Source organism: Paraburkholderia megapolitana, from assembly GCF_007556815.1.
GTDB lineage: Bacteria > Pseudomonadota > Gammaproteobacteria > Burkholderiales > Burkholderiaceae > Paraburkholderia > Paraburkholderia megapolitana.
The window spans coordinates 2,724,670-2,744,930 of the sequence record NZ_CP041743.1 but is presented as its reverse complement, the minus strand read 5'-3'; the positions used below and the strand labels follow the sequence as shown (position 1 = coordinate 2,744,930).

The 20,261-nt window shown below is 61.9% G+C and carries 10 protein-coding genes; 2 read left to right on the top strand and 8 right to left on the bottom strand.

Features of this window, described 5'->3' with window-relative positions; genetic code table 11:
• The 4 genes from FNZ07_RS11660 to FNZ07_RS11645 form a co-directional block, all read right to left on the bottom strand.
• Positions 1-3,330: an efflux RND transporter permease subunit gene (locus FNZ07_RS11660; RefSeq protein ID WP_091006471.1), complete on the bottom strand. Its 3,330-nt coding sequence runs from the start codon at positions 3,328-3,330 to the stop codon at positions 1-3.
• Entirely contained in the window at positions 3,327-6,440 is a 3,114-nt protein-coding gene (locus FNZ07_RS11655; protein WP_091006469.1) for an efflux RND transporter permease subunit, read from the bottom strand. Before FNZ07_RS11655 ends, FNZ07_RS11660 begins: the two co-directional genes overlap by 4 nt.
• A gap of 18 nt (positions 6,441-6,458) precedes the next feature.
• Complete coding sequence (locus FNZ07_RS11650) at positions 6,459-7,703, bottom strand: efflux RND transporter periplasmic adaptor subunit (RefSeq protein ID WP_091006467.1); 1,245 nt, start codon at positions 7,701-7,703, stop codon at positions 6,459-6,461.
• A gap of 513 nt (positions 7,704-8,216) precedes the next feature.
• On the bottom strand, positions 8,217-10,031 hold the full coding sequence (locus tag FNZ07_RS11645; protein ID WP_091006466.1) for a beta-N-acetylhexosaminidase: 1,815 nt from the start codon (positions 10,029-10,031) through the stop codon (positions 8,217-8,219).
• Positions 10,032-10,605: 574 nt separating this feature from the next.
• Here FNZ07_RS11645 and FNZ07_RS11640 point away from each other — a divergent pair.
• Positions 10,606-13,533 carry a glycoside hydrolase family 2 protein gene (locus tag FNZ07_RS11640; RefSeq protein ID WP_091006464.1) on the top strand — a complete coding sequence of 976 codons (2,928 nt, stop codon included), beginning with the start codon at positions 10,606-10,608 and terminating at the stop codon, positions 13,531-13,533.
• Positions 13,534-13,619: 86 nt separating this feature from the next.
• Here the strand turns inward: FNZ07_RS11640 and FNZ07_RS11635 are convergent, their stop codons facing one another.
• The 4 genes from FNZ07_RS11635 to FNZ07_RS11620 form a co-directional block, all read right to left on the bottom strand.
• Complete coding sequence (locus FNZ07_RS11635; RefSeq protein ID WP_091006463.1) at positions 13,620-14,825, bottom strand: glycosyltransferase; 1,206 nt, start codon at positions 14,823-14,825, stop codon at positions 13,620-13,622.
• Positions 14,822-15,574, bottom strand: coding sequence for a polysaccharide deacetylase family protein (locus tag FNZ07_RS11630; RefSeq protein ID WP_245811287.1), 753 nt, complete (start codon positions 15,572-15,574; stop codon positions 14,822-14,824). Before FNZ07_RS11630 ends, FNZ07_RS11635 begins: the two co-directional genes overlap by 4 nt.
• Positions 15,575-16,102: 528 nt before the next feature.
• Positions 16,103-16,489 carry a hypothetical protein gene (locus FNZ07_RS11625; protein ID WP_091006460.1) on the bottom strand — a complete coding sequence of 129 codons (387 nt, stop codon included), beginning with the start codon at positions 16,487-16,489 and terminating at the stop codon, positions 16,103-16,105.
• 65 nt (positions 16,490-16,554) lie between these two features.
• Entirely contained in the window at positions 16,555-18,291 is a 1,737-nt protein-coding gene (locus FNZ07_RS11620) for a S10 family serine carboxypeptidase-like protein (RefSeq protein WP_143097997.1), read from the bottom strand.
• Positions 18,292-19,176: 885 nt separating this feature from the next.
• Here FNZ07_RS11620 and FNZ07_RS11615 point away from each other — a divergent pair.
• Positions 19,177-20,253, top strand: coding sequence for a toxic anion resistance protein (locus tag FNZ07_RS11615; RefSeq protein WP_091006458.1), 1,077 nt, complete (start codon positions 19,177-19,179; stop codon positions 20,251-20,253).
• The last annotated feature ends 8 nt before the right edge of the window (positions 20,254-20,261 follow it).

The following is a 20,261-nucleotide window of genomic DNA, read 5'->3' as shown; positions in this document are numbered from 1 at the left end:
TCATGCCTTGGTTTCCGGTGTAGCCGGGGTATCGGGCGTATGCGGGTTTTCCTGCTGTCTGCTCCACGGCATGCGTGCAGACCACCGTGCAAGCCTCGCACGCAAACGGTCGAGGTACAGATAGATCACAGGCGTCGTGTACAGCGTAAAGGCCTGGCTGACGATCAGACCGCCCATCACCGTAATACCGAGCGGCTGGCGCAGCGACGCGCCCTGGCCGATGCCGATCGTGAGCGGCACGGCGCCGAGCACGGCGGCGAAGGTCGTCATCATGATCGGACGCAGCCGCACGACGGCCGCGTTATGCATGGCCTCCCGCGCATTCTGCCCTTCGGTGCGTTGCAGGTGGATCGCGACGTCGACCATCATGATGCCGTTTTTCTTGACGATGCCGATCAGCAGCATGATGCCGATAAAGGCGATCGCCGAGAACGACGTGCCGAACACGAGCATGGCGAGCGTCGCACCGATCAGGGCCGACGGCAGGGTCGAGAGGATCGTGATCGGGTGGATCGCGCTTTCGTAGAGGATACCGAGCACGAGGTAGACCACGAAGAGCGCGGCGAGGATCAGCAGCGGAATGGTCCCGGCCGATTGCGAATACGCTTGCGCCGCGCCGGCAAACGAGCCGTGAATCGAGGCGGGCATGCCAATGTCGCGGGAGGCCTGGTCGAGTATCGCCGAGGCCGTACTGAGCGAGCCGCCGAGCGGCAGATTGAACGACACGGTCGCGGCGACGAGGCCGCTTTGATGGCTCACCTGGGTCGCCGTTTGACTGTTGCTGTAAGTCATGAACGCCGGCAACGGCACCATGGTTTCGGCGGAGGTGCTGTCCGCGCTGCCGCTCGAGCTGCCGCCCTTGCTGTTGGCGATGCTATTGGTGGTCTGGTTCGCTTCGGCGTTCGAGTTCAGCGAGTTGGTGCCGGCGGCCGTGCTCTGCGCGGTATTGACAGCGCTCACCGTGCCGCCGGGCATCTGCGTCTGCTGCGTGCCGTTGGCATTGCCCGCGGCCGTGCTCATGAAGATCTGGTTGAGCGTCTGCGGGTATTGCCAGTATTTCGGCGCGACTTCCATCACGACGAAGTACTGGTTGACCGCGTTATAGATCGTCGACACGGTGCGCTGGCCAAATGCGTCGTACAGCACGTTGTCGATCTGGTTGGGCTGAAAACTGTAGCGCATCGCAGTCGCGCGATTGATGTTGATCAGGGTCTGCAAGCCGTGTTGCTGCAAGTCCGAGTTCACATCCTGAATCTGCGCACGGTGTTTGTTGAGTTCGTCGACGAGCAACGGCGTCCATTTGAACAACGCCGCGGAATCGTCGCTGGTCAGCGTGTACTGATACTCGGCGGCCGACTGCCGGCCGCCGATGCGCAGATCCTGCGCAGCCTGCAGGAACAGCTGCGCGCCGGATACCTGGCTCAACCGCGGACGCAGGCGGTTGACGACCTCGGTGGCGGACGCGTGGCGTTGGGCGAGCGGTTTCAACTCGATGAAGACCTGCGCGGTATTGAGCGCGCGGCCGCCGGTAAAGCCGGCCACCGACGCGACAGCCGGATCGGTTTGCACGATCGCCTGCAACTGCGCGAGTTTCTTCTCCATTGCGGTGAACGAAATGCTCTGGTCCGCGATGATCTGGCCAATCAGGATGCCGTTGTCCTGCTCCGGAAAGAACGTACCCGGCACGAAGCGCAGCAGGAAGATGTTGAGCACGAGCAGACCGATCAGCGTCAGGATGCAGATCAGCGCATGATCGAGTACGGCGTCGAGCGAGCGCGAATAGGCCGCCTTGAAGCGCTCGAACTGGTTTTCCACCCAGAGCCCCCAGCGCGCGCTGGAATGTCCCGCGTTTTTGCGGGTCAGCACGTACGCACACATGGTCGGCGTGACGGTCAGCGAGACCACCAGCGAGATCATGATTGCAATAGAAAGCGTCACCGAAAATTCGTGGAACAGCAGGCCGAGGATGCCGGGCATCAGCAGGATCGGCAGGAACACCGCGATCAGCGACAGGCTCATCGAGACCACGGTGAAGCTCACCTCCTGGCTGCCGCGCAAGGCGGCTTCGCGCGGACTGAGGCCGGCTTCGAGGTAGCGCGTCGCATTTTCCAGCACGACGACGGCATCGTCGACCACGAAGCCCGTACTGATCGTCAACGCCATCAGCGAGAGGTTGTCGATGCTGTAGCCGAGCAGGTACATCGGCCCGAACGTCCCGATGATCGACAGTGGTAACGCGACAGCCGGCACGAGCACCGCGCGCGGCGAGCGCAGGAACACGAACACGACGCCGATCACGAGCAGCACGGCGATGAACAGCGTGCGCAACGTGTCCTGCACCGAGGCATCGACCGATTGCGACGCATCGATCGCGACTTCGACGTGCACGTCTTTCGGCAACGTGGCTTCGATGGACGGCAACACGTTGTTGATCTGCTTGACCGTGTTGACCACGTTGCTGCCGGGCGTCGGATAGATGATCGCCAGCACGGCGGACTTGCCGTTAAAGAGCCCCGCGTTGCGGATGTTTTCGTTCGAATCGATGACCTGCGCGACGTCGCGCAGCATCAGCGGCGCGCCGTTGCGATAGGCGATGACAAGGTCGAGGTAATCCTTCGCCTTGGTGGCCTGATCGTTGGAAGTGACCTGGTAGCGCTGGCCATTTAGATCGAGATGACCTTTCGCGCTGTTGGCGTTGGCGGCACTGATGGCGGCCCGCACGTCTTCGAGGCCGACGCCGTAACTGTTGAGCTTGCCCGGGTCCAGTTCGACGCGCACCGACGGCAGCGCGCCGCCGCCAAGCGTAATCTGGCCCACGCCGGTAACCTGCGACAACTGCTGCTGGATGACCGAATCGGTCGAGTCGTAGAGCTGCGCGAGCGTCAGCGTCTTCGAGGTCAGCGCGAGCACCATGATCGGCGAATCGGCCGGATTGTATTCGCGGTAGATCGGGTTGCTGCGCAGCGTACTCGGCAGGTCGGCGCGGGCGGCCTGGATCGCGGCTTCGACGTCGCGCGCGGCGCCGTTGATGTCGCGGTTCAAACCGAACATCACCACGATCAGCGACGAGCCGACCGAACTCGTCGAGGTCAGCTCGGCCACGTCGGCGATCGTCCCAAGCCGGCGTTCGAGCGGCTCCGCGACGGTCGAGGCCATGATGTCGGGACTCGCGCCGGCCATGCTCGCCTGCACGACGATGACCGGAAACGCGATGTTCGGCAGCGGCGCGACCGGCAGCCGGAAGTAGGCCAGCAAGCCGGACAGCGCAATCGCGATCGCCAGCAAGGTCGTGGCGACCGGTCTGCCGATAAAGAGCGCCGTGATGTTCACTGCGCGCCCTCAGCGATACCGGGCTGCGAATTGCGCCTGCGGCGCACGCGCTCGGCGAGGCGATCGAAGAACAGATAGATGACCGGCGTCGTGAACAGCGTCAGCAACTGGCTCAGCGTCAGCCCGCCGATAATCGCCAGACCGAGCGGCCGGCGCAGCTCGGAACCCGTGCCGGTGCCGAGCAGCAGCGGCAGCGCGCCGAGCATCGCGGCGAGCGTGGTCATCAGGATCGGCCGGAAGCGCAGCAGCGAGGCTTCGAAAATCGCGTCGCGCGGCGACTTGCCGTGGTTGCGCTCGGCGTCGAGCGCGAAGTCCACGATCATGATCGCGTTCTTCTTGACGATACCGATCAGCAGCACGATACCGATGATGCCGATCACGTCGAGGTCGCTGCCCGCGATCATCAGCGCGAGCAACGCGCCGATACCGGCCGACGGCAGCGTCGAGAGGATCGTCACAGGATGGACGAAGCTTTCGTACAGCACGCCGAGCACGATATATACGGCCACCAGCGCGGCGACCAGCAGGTAGACCTCGCTCGACAGCGAATCCTCGAACGCCTGCGCGGCGCCCTGGAACGTGGAGGTGATCGACGGCGGCAGGTTCACGGCCTGCTGGGCGCGCTTGATCTCGTCCACGGCCGTGCTCAGCGACGAGCCCGGCGCGAGGTTGAACGACACCGTGACGGCAGGGAACTGCGCCAGATGGCTGATCACGAGCGGCGACTTGACGACCTTGATCGTCGCGATGCCGTTGAGCGGCACCTGGCCGCTACTGCTCGTCTGGCTCGGTAGATACAGGTTGCCGAGCGACTGCACGGTCGGCAGGGATTCAGGCTTTGCGACCAGGATCACGCGGTACTGATCCGACTGCTGGAAGATCGTCGACACAATGCGCTGGCCGAGCGCGTCATAGAGTGCGTTGTCGATCGTGGCGGGCGTGATGCCGTAGCGCGCGGCCAGTTGCCGGTTGACCTCGACGTTGATGCTTAGGCCGTCGTTGTTCATATCGCTCGTCACGTCGGTGATCGAGGCAATCTTCTGCATCCGCGCGATCAGCTCGGGGACGTACTTCTGGAACGCCTGCTGGCTCGGTCCGCGCAGCACGAACTTGTACTGGTTCGGCGACACCGTGGTGTCGAGCGTCAGGTCCTGCTCGGGCTGCAGGAACAGCTTGATACCAGGGACGTCGGCGACTTCCTGCTGCAGCCGCCGCGCGATCTCTACCGCGCTCAACGAGCGGTCGTCCTTCTGCTTCAGGTTGATCAGGAAGCGACCGTTGTTCAGCGTCGTATTCGTGCCGTCGATCCCCACGTACGACGTCACCGAGGTCACGTCCGGGTCTTTCAGGATCGCTTCGGCGAGCGCGGACTGCCGCTTCGCCATTGCCTGGTAGGACACCGTGTTGTCGGCGACGCTAAGACCCTCGATCACGCCGACGTCCTGGACCGGGAACAGCCCCTTCGGAATCACGACGTACAGGATTCCGGTGAGCGCGAGGGTGAGCACGGCCACGGTCAGCGTCAGCTTCTGGTGATCCAGCACCCAGCGCAAACCGCTCTCGTAGGCGTTCAGCGTCTTGTTGAACAGGTTCTCGCTGACGCGCTCGAAGCGGCTCGGATGCCGTTGCGCCTGGGCCCGCAGAATGCGCGCGCAGAGCATCGGGACGAGTGTCAGCGAAATCACCGCCGAGATGACGATCGTGACCGCGAGCGTGACCGCGAATTCGCTGAACAGTCGCCCGATCACGCCGCCCATGAACAGCAGCGGGATCAGCACGGCGATCAGCGACACGGTCAGCGACAGGATCGTGAAGCCGATCTGCCCGGCACCTTCGAGCGCGGCCTCGAGCGGCGTCTTGCCTTCCTCGAGATAGCGCACGATGTTCTCGATCATCACGATCGAATCGTCGACCACGAAGCCGGTCGCGATGATCAGCGCCATCAGCGACAGGTTGTCGATCGAGTAGTGCAGCTCGTACATCATCGCCAGCGTGGCGATCAGCGAGACCGGTACGGAAATGCTCGGGATCAATGTTGCCGGCACATTGCGCAGGAACACGAAGATCACCATCACCACGAGCCCGATTGCGAGCGCGAGTTCGAACGCGGCGTCGGAGACCGATGAGCGGATCGCCTTCGTACTGTCGGCGACGACCGTGACTTTTACGCCTGCGGGCAACGACGCTTCGAGCGTGGACAACTGCTTCGTGATCTGGTCGACGGTGGCGATCACGTTCGCCCCCGGCTGACGCTGCACGTTGAGAATGATCGCTGGCGAGTGGTTGAACCACGCACCCTGGGCCGTGTCCTGCGCGGCCGTGCTGACGCGGGCGACATCGCGCATGAACACGGGCGCGCCGTTTTGATAGGCGATGACCGTGTCCAGGTACTGTTGCGGATCGGCGATCTGATCGTTGGCGTTGATCGTGTAGTCGAGTTCCGGGCCGTCGAAGTTACCCTTCGGCTGGCTCACATTGACGTTGCCGAGCAGCGTGCGCAGATCGTCGAGACTCAGGCCGTAGGCGGCCAGTTTTTGCGGGTCGGCCTCGACCCGGATAGCCGGCACGTTGCCGCCCGAGGTGGTGACGACACCGACGCCGCTCACCTCGGAGATCTTCATCGCGAGGCGGTTGTTGGCGGCGTCCTGCAACTGCGTCAGCGACATCGACGTGGACGTGACGGCGAGCGTCAGGATCGGCTGGTCGGCCGGGTTCACCTTGGCGTAAGTGGGCGGTGCGGGCAGGCCGCTCGGCAGGTAGCTGTTCGCCGCGTTGATGGCCTGCTGGACGTCCTGTTCCGCAATGTCGAGGTTCAGCGCGAGATCGAACTGCAACGTGATCACCGACGATCCATCCGAGCTGAACGAGGTCATCTGCTGCAGGCCGGGAATTTCGCCGAGCTGCACCTCGAGCGGCGCGGTGACCGTCGTTGCCATCACGTCGGGGCTCGCGCCGGGATAGAAGGTCTGTACCTGGATCGTCGGGTAGTCGACGTCGGGCAGCGCGGAGACCGGTAGAAAGCGCACGGCGACCAGACCCACCATCACGAGGGCGATCACCAGCAGCAAGGTCGCTACCGGCCTCAGCACGAACACGCGGGAAATATTCATCGGCGCGCGGGTCCGTGGTTACGAGGCTTGCGATGCATCGGCGCCTGCCTGGCGATGCGCGGCGTGTTGCGCACGAGCGGCGGATGCGCCTGCGGCGTCGCTTGCCGGCGCGGCGGGTTTGGCACCGGCCACCCTGATCTTCGCGCCGTCGCTCAGGCGGTCCATGCCGTCGGTTACGACGCGGTTGCCGGCGGTGAGTCCGGTCAGGATGACGGTGTTCTTGCCGTCGTTGGGGCCGAGCGTGACCTTGTGCACGGAGACCGTGTTGTCGGCATTGACGAGAAACACGTAGTTGCCGGGCGCGCCGCTCTGCACGGCGGGCGTCGGCACGAGCACGGCGTTCTGCAGCGTGTCGACCTGCAGCTTGACGTTGACGAACTCGTTGGGGAAGAGCGCTTCGTTATCGTTATCGTAAGTCGCACGTAAGGTGACGGTGCCGGTGCTCGTCGCCATCTGGTTGCTGATGGCATACAGCGTACCGGTTGCGATTTCCTTGTTGGTGTCGCTCGTGTACGCGGTCACCGGCAGCTTTGCGCCGGAATTGAAACGCGTCAGCACGGAGGCGAGCGAGTTCTGCGGCACGGTGAATTCGACGGTGGTCGGCTTCATCGTGGTGATGACTACGACGCCGGTCGTGCTCGACGCGGTCACGTAATTGCCGGGATCGACGAGACGCAGGCCCACGCGGCCGGCAACCGGCGCGGTGATGTGGCAATAGACCAGATCGAGTTCGTACTGCGCGATATTGGCCCGATCCGCCTTGACCGCGGCTTCGTCCTGCTGGACCGTGAACTGCTGGTCCACATAGGTTTGTTCGGCGATCGATTTCTGCTGGTTCAACTGCGTATAGCGCGCGAGGTCGGAGCGCGCCTGGGCGAGGCTCGCGAGGTCCTTCGCCAGTTGCGCCTCGGCCTGCTGCTTGTCGATCTCGTACTGGCGCGGGTCGATCTGCACGAGGAACTGGCCTTTCGCCACATCCTCGCCTTCGTGGTAGGCGACCTGTGTGAGGTAGCCGCTTAACTGCGGCAGCACGGTGACGGTTGCGACCGGCGTGACGGTGCCCAGTTCGCTCAGTACTTCGGGCATGTCTCCAAGGGTCGCCGGGGCCACGGTGACGACCTGCGCCGGTGTGGCGACCTTGGGCTTCTTCCCGCGCAACACGTGAACGAGCACCAGCGCGATCACGATCAGCAGTACCAGTACGAGCACGATGCGCCCGTAGTGCCGACGCTGTCCTGGTTGGTTGGACCCGACCTCGCTCATATAACCTCGGTAAAGAGTGATTGCCGCAGACAAATGAGAGCAGCCGCTGCGAAAGGACCCGGTGCCGGGTGTTTAATTGCCATGCAAGATAGCTAACTCAGCAAGCGCTTGACGAGAGAGTCTAGCGAATCGCACGTCGCGTGTTTATACCCGCCTGCTTCTAGAGGTTGCAAGCCGTTACGAAAGCAGCCTGCCGCAACGCTCTGTAAAGAAACCAGGATTTCGCAAGAAAGCGGTGGGCTGGTTTGGGGTGGCACGGACAGAAGAGGGCATGTGTCGTGTAGTGAAGTCCTGAGTCAGGGTTGCGGAAGACCGCGCCGCGATGAGTTCGCTTGTCGGCGCATGTTACGCGTCGAAGGTTGCGGGAAGATTACGCAGAGGAGTGCGGGGAGGTGGGGCGGGTCGTGCAGCGCGGGGGGCGGCGTTTCGGCTTGATCAGGATCGCCAGTGCGAAGCGCCGTTCCTATGCGTTATGCAGGAACGGCGCTTCGATCAATTCACAGGTGCGTTAGCTCATTTCCACGCAATCTCCGGCGACCTGTAGAACGCGACACCGAACGCGTCCCAGCGCTGACCTTGCGTGATCAGTCGTTGCTGGAAGGCCGTCCAGTCGTGCGAGGACAGTTTCGACCAGCCGATCTCCGCCATCGACGCCATGCGCGGGAACGCCATGTAATCGGCATAGACCTGCTGCGTCGCCCATACCGTGTTGTTATCGGGCAGGGCAGTCGAGCCGACGTAGGTCCGGTCGCTCCACAGCGGCGCCTCGAGGCCGGCTATCTGCCGGGCCGGCAAGAGGTTGATCGAACCATCGGTCGACGAGAGCTCGGTAGTCGGATCCCATGAGTAGGATTTCTGCACGCTCGTGTAGCCCTCCCACAGCAGACCCCATGGCGTGAGCTGGCTGTACTTCATGTCGAGGTACGCATGGTCGGCCGGCGAGAAAATGAACTTCGCCCCTTGCGCGATTCCCGATACGGCGTCCTGAACATCCGTAGATTGTGTCGCGGTACCGATCGTTGCGCGGTCCGTATCGTCGCCCCAGTATTCGAGCAGCGTGCCGGCGGGAATCTTCGCGGAGCCGATCTGATGCCAGCCGATCGGCGTTTTCCCGGCCGCGGTGACCGTGCCGGTTGCGGCGCTGACATAGTCGCCGTACTCCGCTGGCGTGATACCCGTCGGGGTTTCGTCGCCGCCCACATGCACGTAAGGTCCCGCCGTCATGCCGGCCAGGCTGCTCAGTACCGTGCCCAGATAACTGCGCATGTTGGCCAGATGGGCCGGATCCGTCAGGCACAACAGGCTCAGCCCAGGACCGTCGAAACCGGAGTAGGGCTGCAGCGCCGTGTTACTGCAGTTCAGGTTGGCAAGCGAAGCCTGGGCCGCGCTGACGTGGCTCGGTCCGTCGATTTCCGGCACAACGGTAATCGAGCGATCGGCGGCGTAGCGCACGATGCCGCGGTAGTCGTCAGCGGTGTAGTACCAGGGACGCGCGGGCACCGTCGGGAAGCTGCTCAGCGTGCTGCCGCTTTGCGTGCTCGCACCGATCGCCGTCAGGGACGGGAGGGCCGAGATCGCGATACGCCAGCCCTGATCGTCCGCGAGGTGCAGGTGCAGCGTGTTGATCTTCAGCAGCGTGATTTCGTCGATGTAGTGCTTGACCTGAGCGACGGTGAAGAAGCGTCGCGAGACATCGAGCATCGCGCCGCGATAGGCGTACCGCGGCCAGTCGGCGATCACCACGCCCGGCGCCGACCACACGCCGACTTGCTGGCTGGTGCTATAGACGGCGTTCGGCAGCAACTGCAGGAGCGTCTGGATGCCCATGTACACGCCGTGTGCGGTCGCCGCGCGAATCACCACGCCGAGTTTTCCGGAGACGAGCGTATAGCCTTCCTGTCCGAGCGCGCCCTGGCGGCTCGCGTCCACGTCCAGCACGATGAAGTTCTCGTGGCGCACGTCGTCACGGCCATTGGCCGCCGGCAAGGTGAAGCCGGTCGATTTGCCGACGATGCCGCGCAGATAGGACACAGCGGCCGTCAGATCGGCGCTTCCGTTGGTGACGATGCGGGTGTCCGCGGAGAGAGTGAAGCTGCCGCTCGGCAGAGCGTGTTCGAACACCGGAACCGGGAGCAACGACGGGGCGTTGGCGTCCGGGCCACTGCCTGCTTTTGCCGCCCTGATCGCGGCGCTGTCATCGAGCGCCGCAGCAATGCTTTTTAATGATGTTGTTTCTTGTAGTGACGCCGCAGCCGCGCTGCTCGATCCGAACGGATCGCAGGTGGCCAGCAACAGAGCGACGGCGCAAAGAACGCCAGGATGCCTCATGTTCGCACTCCAGAAAATGGGGTTGAGATGGTGTTGACGTATCGGCACAGCTTGCGAAGCGCATGCATGCAATCAAAACGGAAACGGGCAATCTCTAATGCGGTGAGGGATGTGGAAGGGTTCGCGCGATCTTTGGCCTGTGGGATATCAGGGCATGAAAAGAAAAACGCTTTTGGCGTGAAAAGAAATTACATCACTAATGATGGGATTCCTGTAATGGTTAACCCTTTTTAAACATTGGCACATTCTGCTGAATTCTCAATAATTCTCAACTTATGCTGGTGAGATTCTTATGGAAGCTTTGATGTAGGTACATGCAGCTTGCATACGGTGCGTTGAACAACAGGAGCCCGGTGTTTATTAAAATTACTAAAATTTTGTCAAATATCTGTTGCAATTCGAAAATCATGGATTAATTCAAACATCTTGACTTGTATAAATCGAGCCATATAAACTGAGTAACACGTTGAAGAGGCATGAGTTTATAAATCAATGTTTATGCAGTCAACTAAACATTGTTCTATTGAATCTGTTTAGCACAATAAATAAACAAAATATAAATGGAGAAGACAGCATGCAATCGAAACAGCGCCGTAGATTCCTTGTGTACAGCACGACATTGGCCGGAAGCGGCTGGCTGGCCGCATGCGGAGATGGTCTCCAGAGCGCGGATAGGGCGCTAGGGGAAGCGGGAGCAGGTGCGACACCGGCTGCGCCCGCAGCGCCAGTGACGCCAGGGGCACCAGGGGCACCAGTGACACCCGGCACGCCAGGACCCGGCGCCATACCCGCATCGCCGCCCGCGAACCTCGCGGCATCGGGCGAGATCGCCGGACAGTGGACGTTCATTGCCGCATCGGAACGTCCGACCCTCACGGGCGCGCAACTGGCAAGCGCTGCCGGCGCGCCCGGCATGTCGGCCGCGACGGTGCCCGGCACCGCGCTGACCAGCATGATCGCGAACGGCAAATACCCCGATCCGTTCTACGGCAAGATCGTCACCGATACGATTCCGGACACGCTGAAGGACACGAACTACTGGTACCGGACAACCTTCGCGACGCCGCCATTGCGGCCCGGCCAGCGCTTGTGGCTGCGCTTCGACGGCGTCAACTACATGGCCAGCATATGGCTCAATGGCGCGCTTGTCGGCACGCTCGAAGGCGCGTTCAAGCACGGCTATTTCGATGTGACGAAGCTCGTCGCGGCCACAGGCGGTGTCGCGTATCTCGCGGTCAGCGCGATCAAGCTCGACTTTTCGGAAGGGCCGCTCAAGCCGAGCTATGCGAGCGGCGTCACGCGAGGCGGCCGTAACGGCGGCCCGACCGGCGTCACGCTGAAGAACGGCCCGACGTTCTTCTGTACCGCCGGATGGGACTGGCTGCCGACAATCCCCGACCGCGACATCGGTATCTGGCAACCGGTGTCGTGGTTCACGACCGGCGCGGTACGCATCGCGGATCTGCGCGTCGACAGCACGCTCGCGGATGACCTGGGCAGTGCCGCGCTGCAACTCGATCTCTCGCTCGACAATCGCTCGGGCACGAGCCTCGCTGCCACGGTGACCGGAAAAATCGGTACGGACATCGCGTTCAGCCACGCGATCACGATCCCCGCAGCCGACCAGCCGACCACGATCACGCTGACGTCGGCCGATGTGCCGCAACTGTCGCTGGCCAATCCGAAGCTGTGGTGGCCGAACGGCTATGGCGAGCCGAATCTGTACGCGGTGTCGGTATCGATTGCGCTGCAGGGACAAGTGTCCGATACGCGGAGCGTCAACATCGGCCTGCGCCGTATCGAGTATTCGCGCAACATCGGCTTCGGACCGCAACTGAGCATCACCGTCAACAAGCTGCCCATTCTTATCATGGGTGGCAACTGGGGGCTCGATGAAGCTCTCAAACGGATTCCGCGCGAACGGCTGTTCAATCAGGTCCGACTGCATCGCGACGCGAATCTGAATCTGATCCGCAACTGGAACGGACAGAGCACGAGTCGTGATTTTTTCGACGCCTGCGATACGTACGGAATTCTCGTCTGGCAGGACTTCTTCTATTCGACGGAAGGGCCGGCACCCGTCAACGTCACGCGCGATCTCGACAATATTCGCGACGTCATCGTCCATTACCGCAATCATCCGTCGGTCCTGTTATGGTGCGGCGGCAATGAGGGCTCGCCGCCGGCGGCGCTCGTCAGCGGACTCGACTCGCTCGTCAAGACGCTCGATCCAAAGCGCCTGTGCCTGACGAGTTCCGCGGGCGACACCGGCGCCGGTGCGGTGAACGGCTACTCGTCGGGCGGCCCGTACAACTGGGAGCCGCCGTCGGCTGCGTTCAGCCGCGGCTACGGTACGTCGAGTACGGCTTTCCACAACGAGGTCGGTTCGCACTCGATCCCGACGCTCGAGTTCGTCCAGGCGATGTTGCCGCCGTCATCGTGGGAATGCCCCGACGATTTCTGGGCGGACCGCGATATCAACGGCAACGGGGCGTACCTGGCGGGACAGCAGGGCGGTGGGGGCTACATCGCGATGACCGGCGCGCGCTACGGCGCGATCGCCAATCTCGCCGACTTCGTCCGCAAGGCGCAGATGATGAACTACGAGTGCATCAGGTCGCTCTACGAAGCGAATGCCGCCGTGATGATCGGACCCGCGACGGGCAAGATCACGTCGCCCGCGACCGGCGTGATCATGTGGATGACGAATCCCGCGCAACCGAGCTTCGTCTGGCAGATGTACAGCCACGATCTCGAACAGCACGCGTCGTTTTTCGCGGTCCAGCATGGTTGCCGTCGTATCAACGCCATTCTCGATGCAAGTACGTTCGATGTGACGATTGCCAACCATACGGCAAAGACGGTATCGGGTAGCGTCGAGATGCGCGTGTACAACCTGGACAGCACACTGGCCGGGAAGGTCACGCAGAACATCGCGAGCGTTGCGTCGACGTCGTATCAGGTCGCAGCGAACCTCGGCACGCAGATCGCTGCCGCGACATCCGACGTCTGCATTGTCACGCTCACGCTGCGCGACGCGAGCGGCGCGACGGTTGCGGACAATCTCTACTGGTGTCAGAAGAATGGGCAGGATACGGACTACACGTTGCTCGACACGATGAAGGCTGCGGCTATTGCGATCCGCGCATCGGCGGCTGAACTCGACGATGTCACCACGCGTATTACGGCGAACGTGCAGAACATCGGCAGTTCGATCGCGCTGATGACGCATTTGCAATTGTTCGATTCGTCGAGCGGTCAGCGCATCCTGCCCGCCTTCTTCAGCGACAACTATCTGAACCTGGTGCCTGGCGCATCGACGCAGATCGTCATCGATGTGCCGCATGCGAAAGGTAAACCGGTTTCGGGCGCGGGGCTGCGCGTCGATGGCTGGAAGCTCGATCGTATGAATTCGAAGCTCGGATTGAGCGGCGTGCCGGTGATCTTCAACGAGAGAGCGCTCGCGGTGACGAGCCCGGTTAGCACTTTCGGCAAGTGTTAGGGGCTATCGATCGATGTGGCAGGAAAGCGCCGACATCCTGATCCGGGCGGCGGCGCACAACTCACCGCCGTCCCGGATACAGCAATTCAGATAGGCGGAAGCGAAGTAATCGCCGCACGGATGGCACGCCGCAGCGCGCCGGCCCGTGCACGATTCTGGCTGGCCACGGTACCGCCCGCTCGCCGCAGAGATTCCTGGTAGACCGCTTCGGTCCGCTCCGCGAACGTCTCCATCGAAAACTGCTGCTCGCTTTTAGTCCGCGCCGCCGCGCCGGCACGCGCGAGCTCCGGGCGGTTGTCGAGCAGGTGCGCGAGCAGTTGTGCCAGATGCGCGTGTCCGCGCGGCGGGACGATCCATCCGTCGACACCGGCGCTGATATTCTCCGGCAGGCCGCCGGCGTCCGAGACGATCATCGGTTTGCCCATCGCCATCATCTCCCGGCACGCGAACGACAGCGTTTCCCGTTGCGAGAGGACAAACCCGACATCGAAGGCGGTCACGAGCGAGCGGACGTCACGCAGCAGGCCCGCGTAAATCACCTGATCGGTCATGCCGAGTTCCGCGACTCGCGCGCGTTGCCGTTCATTGGGCAGGTGACCGGCCAGCGCGATGCGGATGCGCTCGCGTTGCGCTTCGGGCAGCAACGCAACGGCGGCGACCATATCGATCCAGCTCTTGTTGTCGTCCATGCCCGCGGTGCTGCCTACGATCAGCGTATCGTCGGAAAGCTCGGGAAACCAGAATTGCCGGGTCCGGGTGACGGCGGAGGCTCTCGCGGGGATGAAACGCGAAAGATCGACCCCATGATGAACCACCCGCATTGTCTTGCGGCCGTACACCGTTGGCGTCAGGAAGCGTCGCGTGTATTCGGAAACACAAATGACCGAGTCGGTTCCCAGCGTCCCCTTGAGCCATGTGCCAAGGCCGCTCGCGGGCAGATCGTTGTGTTTCGTGAAGACGATGCGCGGGCGGTTTCTGGACATGCCGAGTGTTGCCAGGCCGGCGACGCGGTGATCGGCGGAACCGTTCACGTGCACGACATCGTAGCCATTCAATTCGATCAGACGGCGCAATGCCAGCGCGGTACCGGTCATGCAGCCCAGCGTGTTGCGAAATGAGAAGTCGAAGGCCTCGACTCCAGGCATGTTGCGCGCGCTCTGATACAGCCGGCTCGAGCGCGGCGCAGCAACCGCCACCTGATGACGTCGGCTCAGCACGCGAACCAGATTGAGGATATAGGTCGTATGACCGCCCCCATCCCCGCTGTGAAAGTTTGTGTAGAGTATTTTCATGTACCCACCGCGCCGCGTACCGCATGCTTCAGTTGCTTGATGCCGTAATACGCCGGTCCCCATACCGGGTGGCGATAACGCCAGAGCTTGCGGGCCAGCCACTCGTCGCCCTTGCCGTTGTCCACCACGCGCTGTATCTGATGCCGGTCGCTACCGGGCGCGTTGAGGCGCACGTTGCGGGTCGTGTAGAGGTACTCGTATCCGGCGTCGATGGCCGCGCCGATGTAGTCGGTGTCGTAATAGCCTTCGGGCCAGCACAGGTGCTTCGATTCGATCCCCAGACGTTCGCGCAGGATCGATTTCGCGGTCTCGATGTCGGCGCCGATCATGGCGCGCTTGCTGCCCGTGTCATTGCAGGACAGATCCCAGCGACGATGGCTGTGCGTATGGCTATGGAACTCGAATGTGCCGGCCGCACGCATCGCCTCGATTTCGCTCCAGCGTACCGTTACGTCATCGGCGCGACCGGCCTCGATGAGCCGTTCGCATTCTTCATGCGAGGGTGTCGTGTGCGCGGGGCGCTCGGCGAGCGAGCGGGTCGGACCGTCGTGAATACGCTCGGTCACGAGAAACATCAGCGCGTTGTGCCCGTAGCGGTTGAGGACGGGATGCGCGTGCAGATAGTTGTCGAGATACCCGTCGTCGAACGTCAGCAGGATCGACTTGTCCGGCATGCGCTCGCCGTGCAGATAACCGGCGAACTCGTCGGCTGTGAGCGTGACGTACCCGTTACTTGCCAGCCATTTCATCTGCGAGTCGAGACACGCCGTGGAAATAGACAGCGGTCCGCCCGTCGGAGAGACATGGTGGTAAGTCAGTACGGGTATGGGTCGAGAAAATGAATCAAATGATCGCTTCATTGTTTATGCACACCGAGATACCGTGAACCGGTCATTTGTTTCTGTCCTGACCATTTTCAGGCCACGCTTTGCGCAACTGGAAACAGGTCCCTGTGCGCCATATCCAGAACACCGGATGTGGTCAGGTACGGAGCGTAATCGGACGCGCCGGTGTTGTTTGTCGCGATTTGTAGCGTTTTGTTGAAAGCTGAGTGAAATGACTGCCGGTGGCGGGTTTGTTTTGTCACACGGCGACGAATGCACATAAAAAAAGGCCGCCTGCAAGCAGGCGGCCGTACGGTTTCACACAACATTTCAGGTCGTCGAACGTGACCTTGAAGGTGTCGATTCCCGCTGACTTTCTGGGTTTATCGACGACGTAACCGGGACCGGGTGGGCCGGTCCGAAGTCAACGCTTATTGCCGGCTTATTTCCCGCTCATTGCCGGTTCAGATACTGCTGGACGTCCTTCAGCGAGACCTTGCCGCTTCCCGCGGTATCGATCTGCGAGAAGTTCTTCGCGACGTAGTCAAGGCCGCTCGCCTGCGCCTGCGCTTTCGTCAGCGTGGCGCCGTTAGCGAGCGCACCGTTCGCGGCGAGACTCGTGGACAGGCGCATCTGCGCCTGACGCTGGAGGTCGGCGCCGGTCGTCTCGGAGGCGGGCGTGGCGACCGCTACACGCGGGAAGAACGGGCCGTCGACGCCGCCACCCTTGGGCGGGGTCGCCGTCGACACGGCTTGCAGCGGCACAGCGAACGCGCCGCCAGCAACGGCCGCAAGTGCCAGGAACGAAAGACTGGTGGACAAAAATTTATGCTTCGACATGGTGTTTCTCATCTAAAGAGGAGTCGCGCTCGCGTGCGACCAGCTGCACGCGAGCCCAGGCGTCGTCAACGGGCGGCGGCTTTGACAGTGGCTTTCATCGCAGCCACGGTGGTAGCCGTGTTCGCGGGATGCTCGTCAGTCCACGGCGCCGACAGTTGCGCCAGTGACAGCGAAGCCGTGAGCGGCTTGTTCTGGTAGTACGACACGAGATCCGCCTGCATCTTCGGCCGCGCGACGTTGTCCAGATAGATCATGTGGCCGCCCTGATAGAACGTCAGCTGGATGTTCGGATTGAGCCCCGGAACCGTCTGCAGCCGTGCCAGTTCCTTTTCCGTTTCGAAGTACGGCGTCGCGAGGTCGTGATAGCCGTTTTCCGACAGCACCTTCAGTTGCGGATTGAGCGTCAGCGCGGCGAGCAGATCGGGGATCGTGTCAGGTTGCGGCTGGCCGCCGTGACTGAAATTCCACACACCGATGATGTCGTCGTTCAGCAGCGAGAACGTCGCATTGGGTGCTGTGTAACCGAGGTAGCCGGGCATCTGCGTGGCGAGCGCGTTCGTGAACGGCGTGTTGATCAGGATGTCCGACGGATCGTTGTCGCTCGCGAGACGCGGATCGCTGTTCGGCAGGATGACGCGTCCATCGTACCGGCCGATCGTCGAGCCGGGCACGAGCACCGTCTGCCCCGGCGACGCTTCCGTGTCGTAGTAGTACTGGAAGTAGCCGCTCAACGCCGCATTCGTCAAGCCCGTCTGACCCGACCACGACGCAAGCGTCGCGGCATCGATCACCACCTGAGGGTTCGCCGTCGAGTACTGCACGATCTGTGCGTATTGACCGGTCACGAAACTCTGGATCTGCTGGGTGTACGCGCCGAGATTGGTCGGCGACGGCGAGACCTGATTGAAATACGCAGCCACTGCGGCGTACGACGGGATCGAACCGGCAGAGGTGTCGCCGGTCGAGGCCATGTAGTTCAGGATCGACGACTGCAGCACGATCCCGGTCAGATGGACGCCGGCGGATTCGAGCGACAGCGCGAGCATGTCCGTGCGCGGCGTACCGTACGATTCGCCGTACAGATAGATCGGCGAGCTGGCGCGGTTGTTGGCCGTCAGGTAGCGGCGGATGAAATCGCGCATCACGCTGACGTCCGGATCGGTGCCCCAGAACGTCTTGTTGGTGTTCGGCTGGATCGCTTCGGACAGACCGGTACCGGGCGGGTCGATGTACACGAGATCGGTCGTCGCGATCAGGCTTTCCTGGTTGTCGACGATCGGGAAATTGGGCCAGCCGGTCAGCAGCGGGTCGGGTGTCGCGACGCGGGTCGGCGCAAACGAACCGAGGCGCAGCCAGACCGAAGACGAACCCGGGCCGCCGTTATAGACGAACGTGACGGGGCGCGGCGAACCATCCGCACTGGGGGCGGTGTACGCGACGTAGGACATGCTCGCTTCCGCATTGCCGCCCGGATCGGACGCGGTCAGGTGACCCATCGTCGTCGTGTAGTTAACGGTAGTGCCGTTGGCCGACCACTGGTGATGCATGACGGCCGCATGTTCGTTCACTTGTGCCGCAGCGAGACCGTCGCCGGCTTTTGACGAGTAGGCCGTGTTGTCGACAAACGGCTGGTCGGCCGGCGTCGTGATGTCGTCGTTACATCCGGTCAGCGCGAGTGCTGCCGTCAGCGCGGCGACGCCAAGACCGATATGCGTAACGAGCCCGCGCGGATGGCGCTGGATCTGGCGAATGTTCGACGAACCCGTTAGTGACGGGTGTTGTGAATCGTGGGTGCCCTGCATCGCTTCCTTTCCTCTTCGTGAGAGTGCCGTGTCTGCCCAGCACGTTGGCGCAAGTCAATACGCGCTGGCGCGAGGGTGTCTCCGCGCAGCGGCTTCTTATATTTTTTAGTCAAGCTAATTAAACAGGCTCTACCTGTCACAACCGGAGTGCCGTGGCGGTCTGTTCCGCGCGGCGATTAATGACGTAGAGAACTCGGGGGTCGTGCCGAATGGAGCGAGACAATATCACAGCGTTCGCGACTCTTTGTCACATTCCGCTGGTACGGCAAGCGAGCCGGACGCCGCCGGATTTGAAAGTCTTTTCGGCTCAGTGGGTTATCGCTTTTATGCCCAATCAACCTTACAGTTTCTAACCCGGTGTGGACGGGAAAACGGGTGGTTCGAGAAAAAAATAACCCGCGGGTGTGGTTGGCGATCTGCTGTGTTCCGCTGTGCTCAATACCCAAGCGAATTTCACGCCAATATCGCTTTCGGGTGCCGGGAAAATACAAAGATCACGTGAAAGTCCTTGCTGCGATTACTCGTCGGTCTTTCAGACGGACTGACTGAGAATCGCCGGATTGACAAACCTCCACTTATGCATTTCAATCGCTTCAAATCGCCGCTCGATGGCGGCTGTGAGACATTTGAAAGAAAATACCAAGCATTGCGATATGCCTGAGACGAGTTGACGAAAATAGTCCATCAATCCGTTTCTGAAAGGCAATATTCATATTCATGACATGCTCCACCAGACTGTCTGGTGCTGATACGGGTGCCCTTCGAAATTATTATCCGCGCAACGCAAAGGCAATTGTCGGTTGACTAAAACCGGGGCGGCGCACGCGCGCCGGTTTTAGATAATCTGCAATTTTTGCCGCTACCGATTTGAGCAGGGAGTAAATAATGACCGTTACGGTTACACCGTTATTCGATGCAGAATCCCCCGAGCCGGACAAGCGGACTGAAAACCTTTCGGCGTCGCTCGACGCCGTCGTGGCCGCTTCGTCCCCGGCGGTCGTGCCGGCATCTCTGCCGAGCGAAGACGACATCACCAATCTGGGCGCGAGCAGCCGCAATACGTATGCAACGATCACAAGCAGCCTGCTGTCGCAGCACAAATCGGCCGATGCCGGCGAAATGGGCGCGAAGCTCACCGAACTGATCTCGACGGCCAAGGGGCTCGACCCGGAGCAGGCGAAGCATGGGCTAATGGACAGGGCGGTCGGGTTCTTCAAAGGGCAGCGCGAACAGCTGCTCGCCCACATGCAGTCGGTCCAGGCGCGCATGAATACGCTCACCGAGCAAATGGACCGGATGGCCGCCGAACAACGCGATCGCATCCACACGCTCAATGATCTGCAGCAGGCCAACCTGCATCAGCACGAGCAGTTGCAGGCGGCCGTCCAGCAAGGACAGACCTGGCTGCAGGCGATCGCCACGGCGCTGGCGGCACCGCTCGATACGACCGATCCGTTCGCCGCGCAACAGCGCACAGCCATCCAGCACACCAATCAGCGGCTCGAAGTCGCCGTCAACGACTTGCAGAACGGCATGACGCTCGCGAAGCAACAGGCGCTCGAAATCCAGCAGACGCAGGACAATGCGCGCGCGATTCTCGACGAATTCGAGCGGGCCAAGACGACGGTGATCCCGGCATTGACTTCGTTGCTGACGCAACAACTGATCCAGATCGAACAGAAGCACGCGCTGGCAACCGACGACATGCTGCGCTCCACACTCGATGCCGCCATGCGTCAGTCGGCCCAGACGCTCGGCGAAAACACGGTGCAGGTGGCGACCTTGCAGCAAAAGTCGCTGATCAGCACGACGACGCTCGAAGATTGCCAGAAGATCCTCGAGGCGAGCGCCGACAAGGTGAAGCAGCTCGAGGAAGCCGGGCGTCAGCAGCGTATCGCTGACGGTCAGAAACGCACTGAGATCGAACAGCGGCTGCTCGCGCAGGTTTCGAATCCGCGGTGATCACTTAA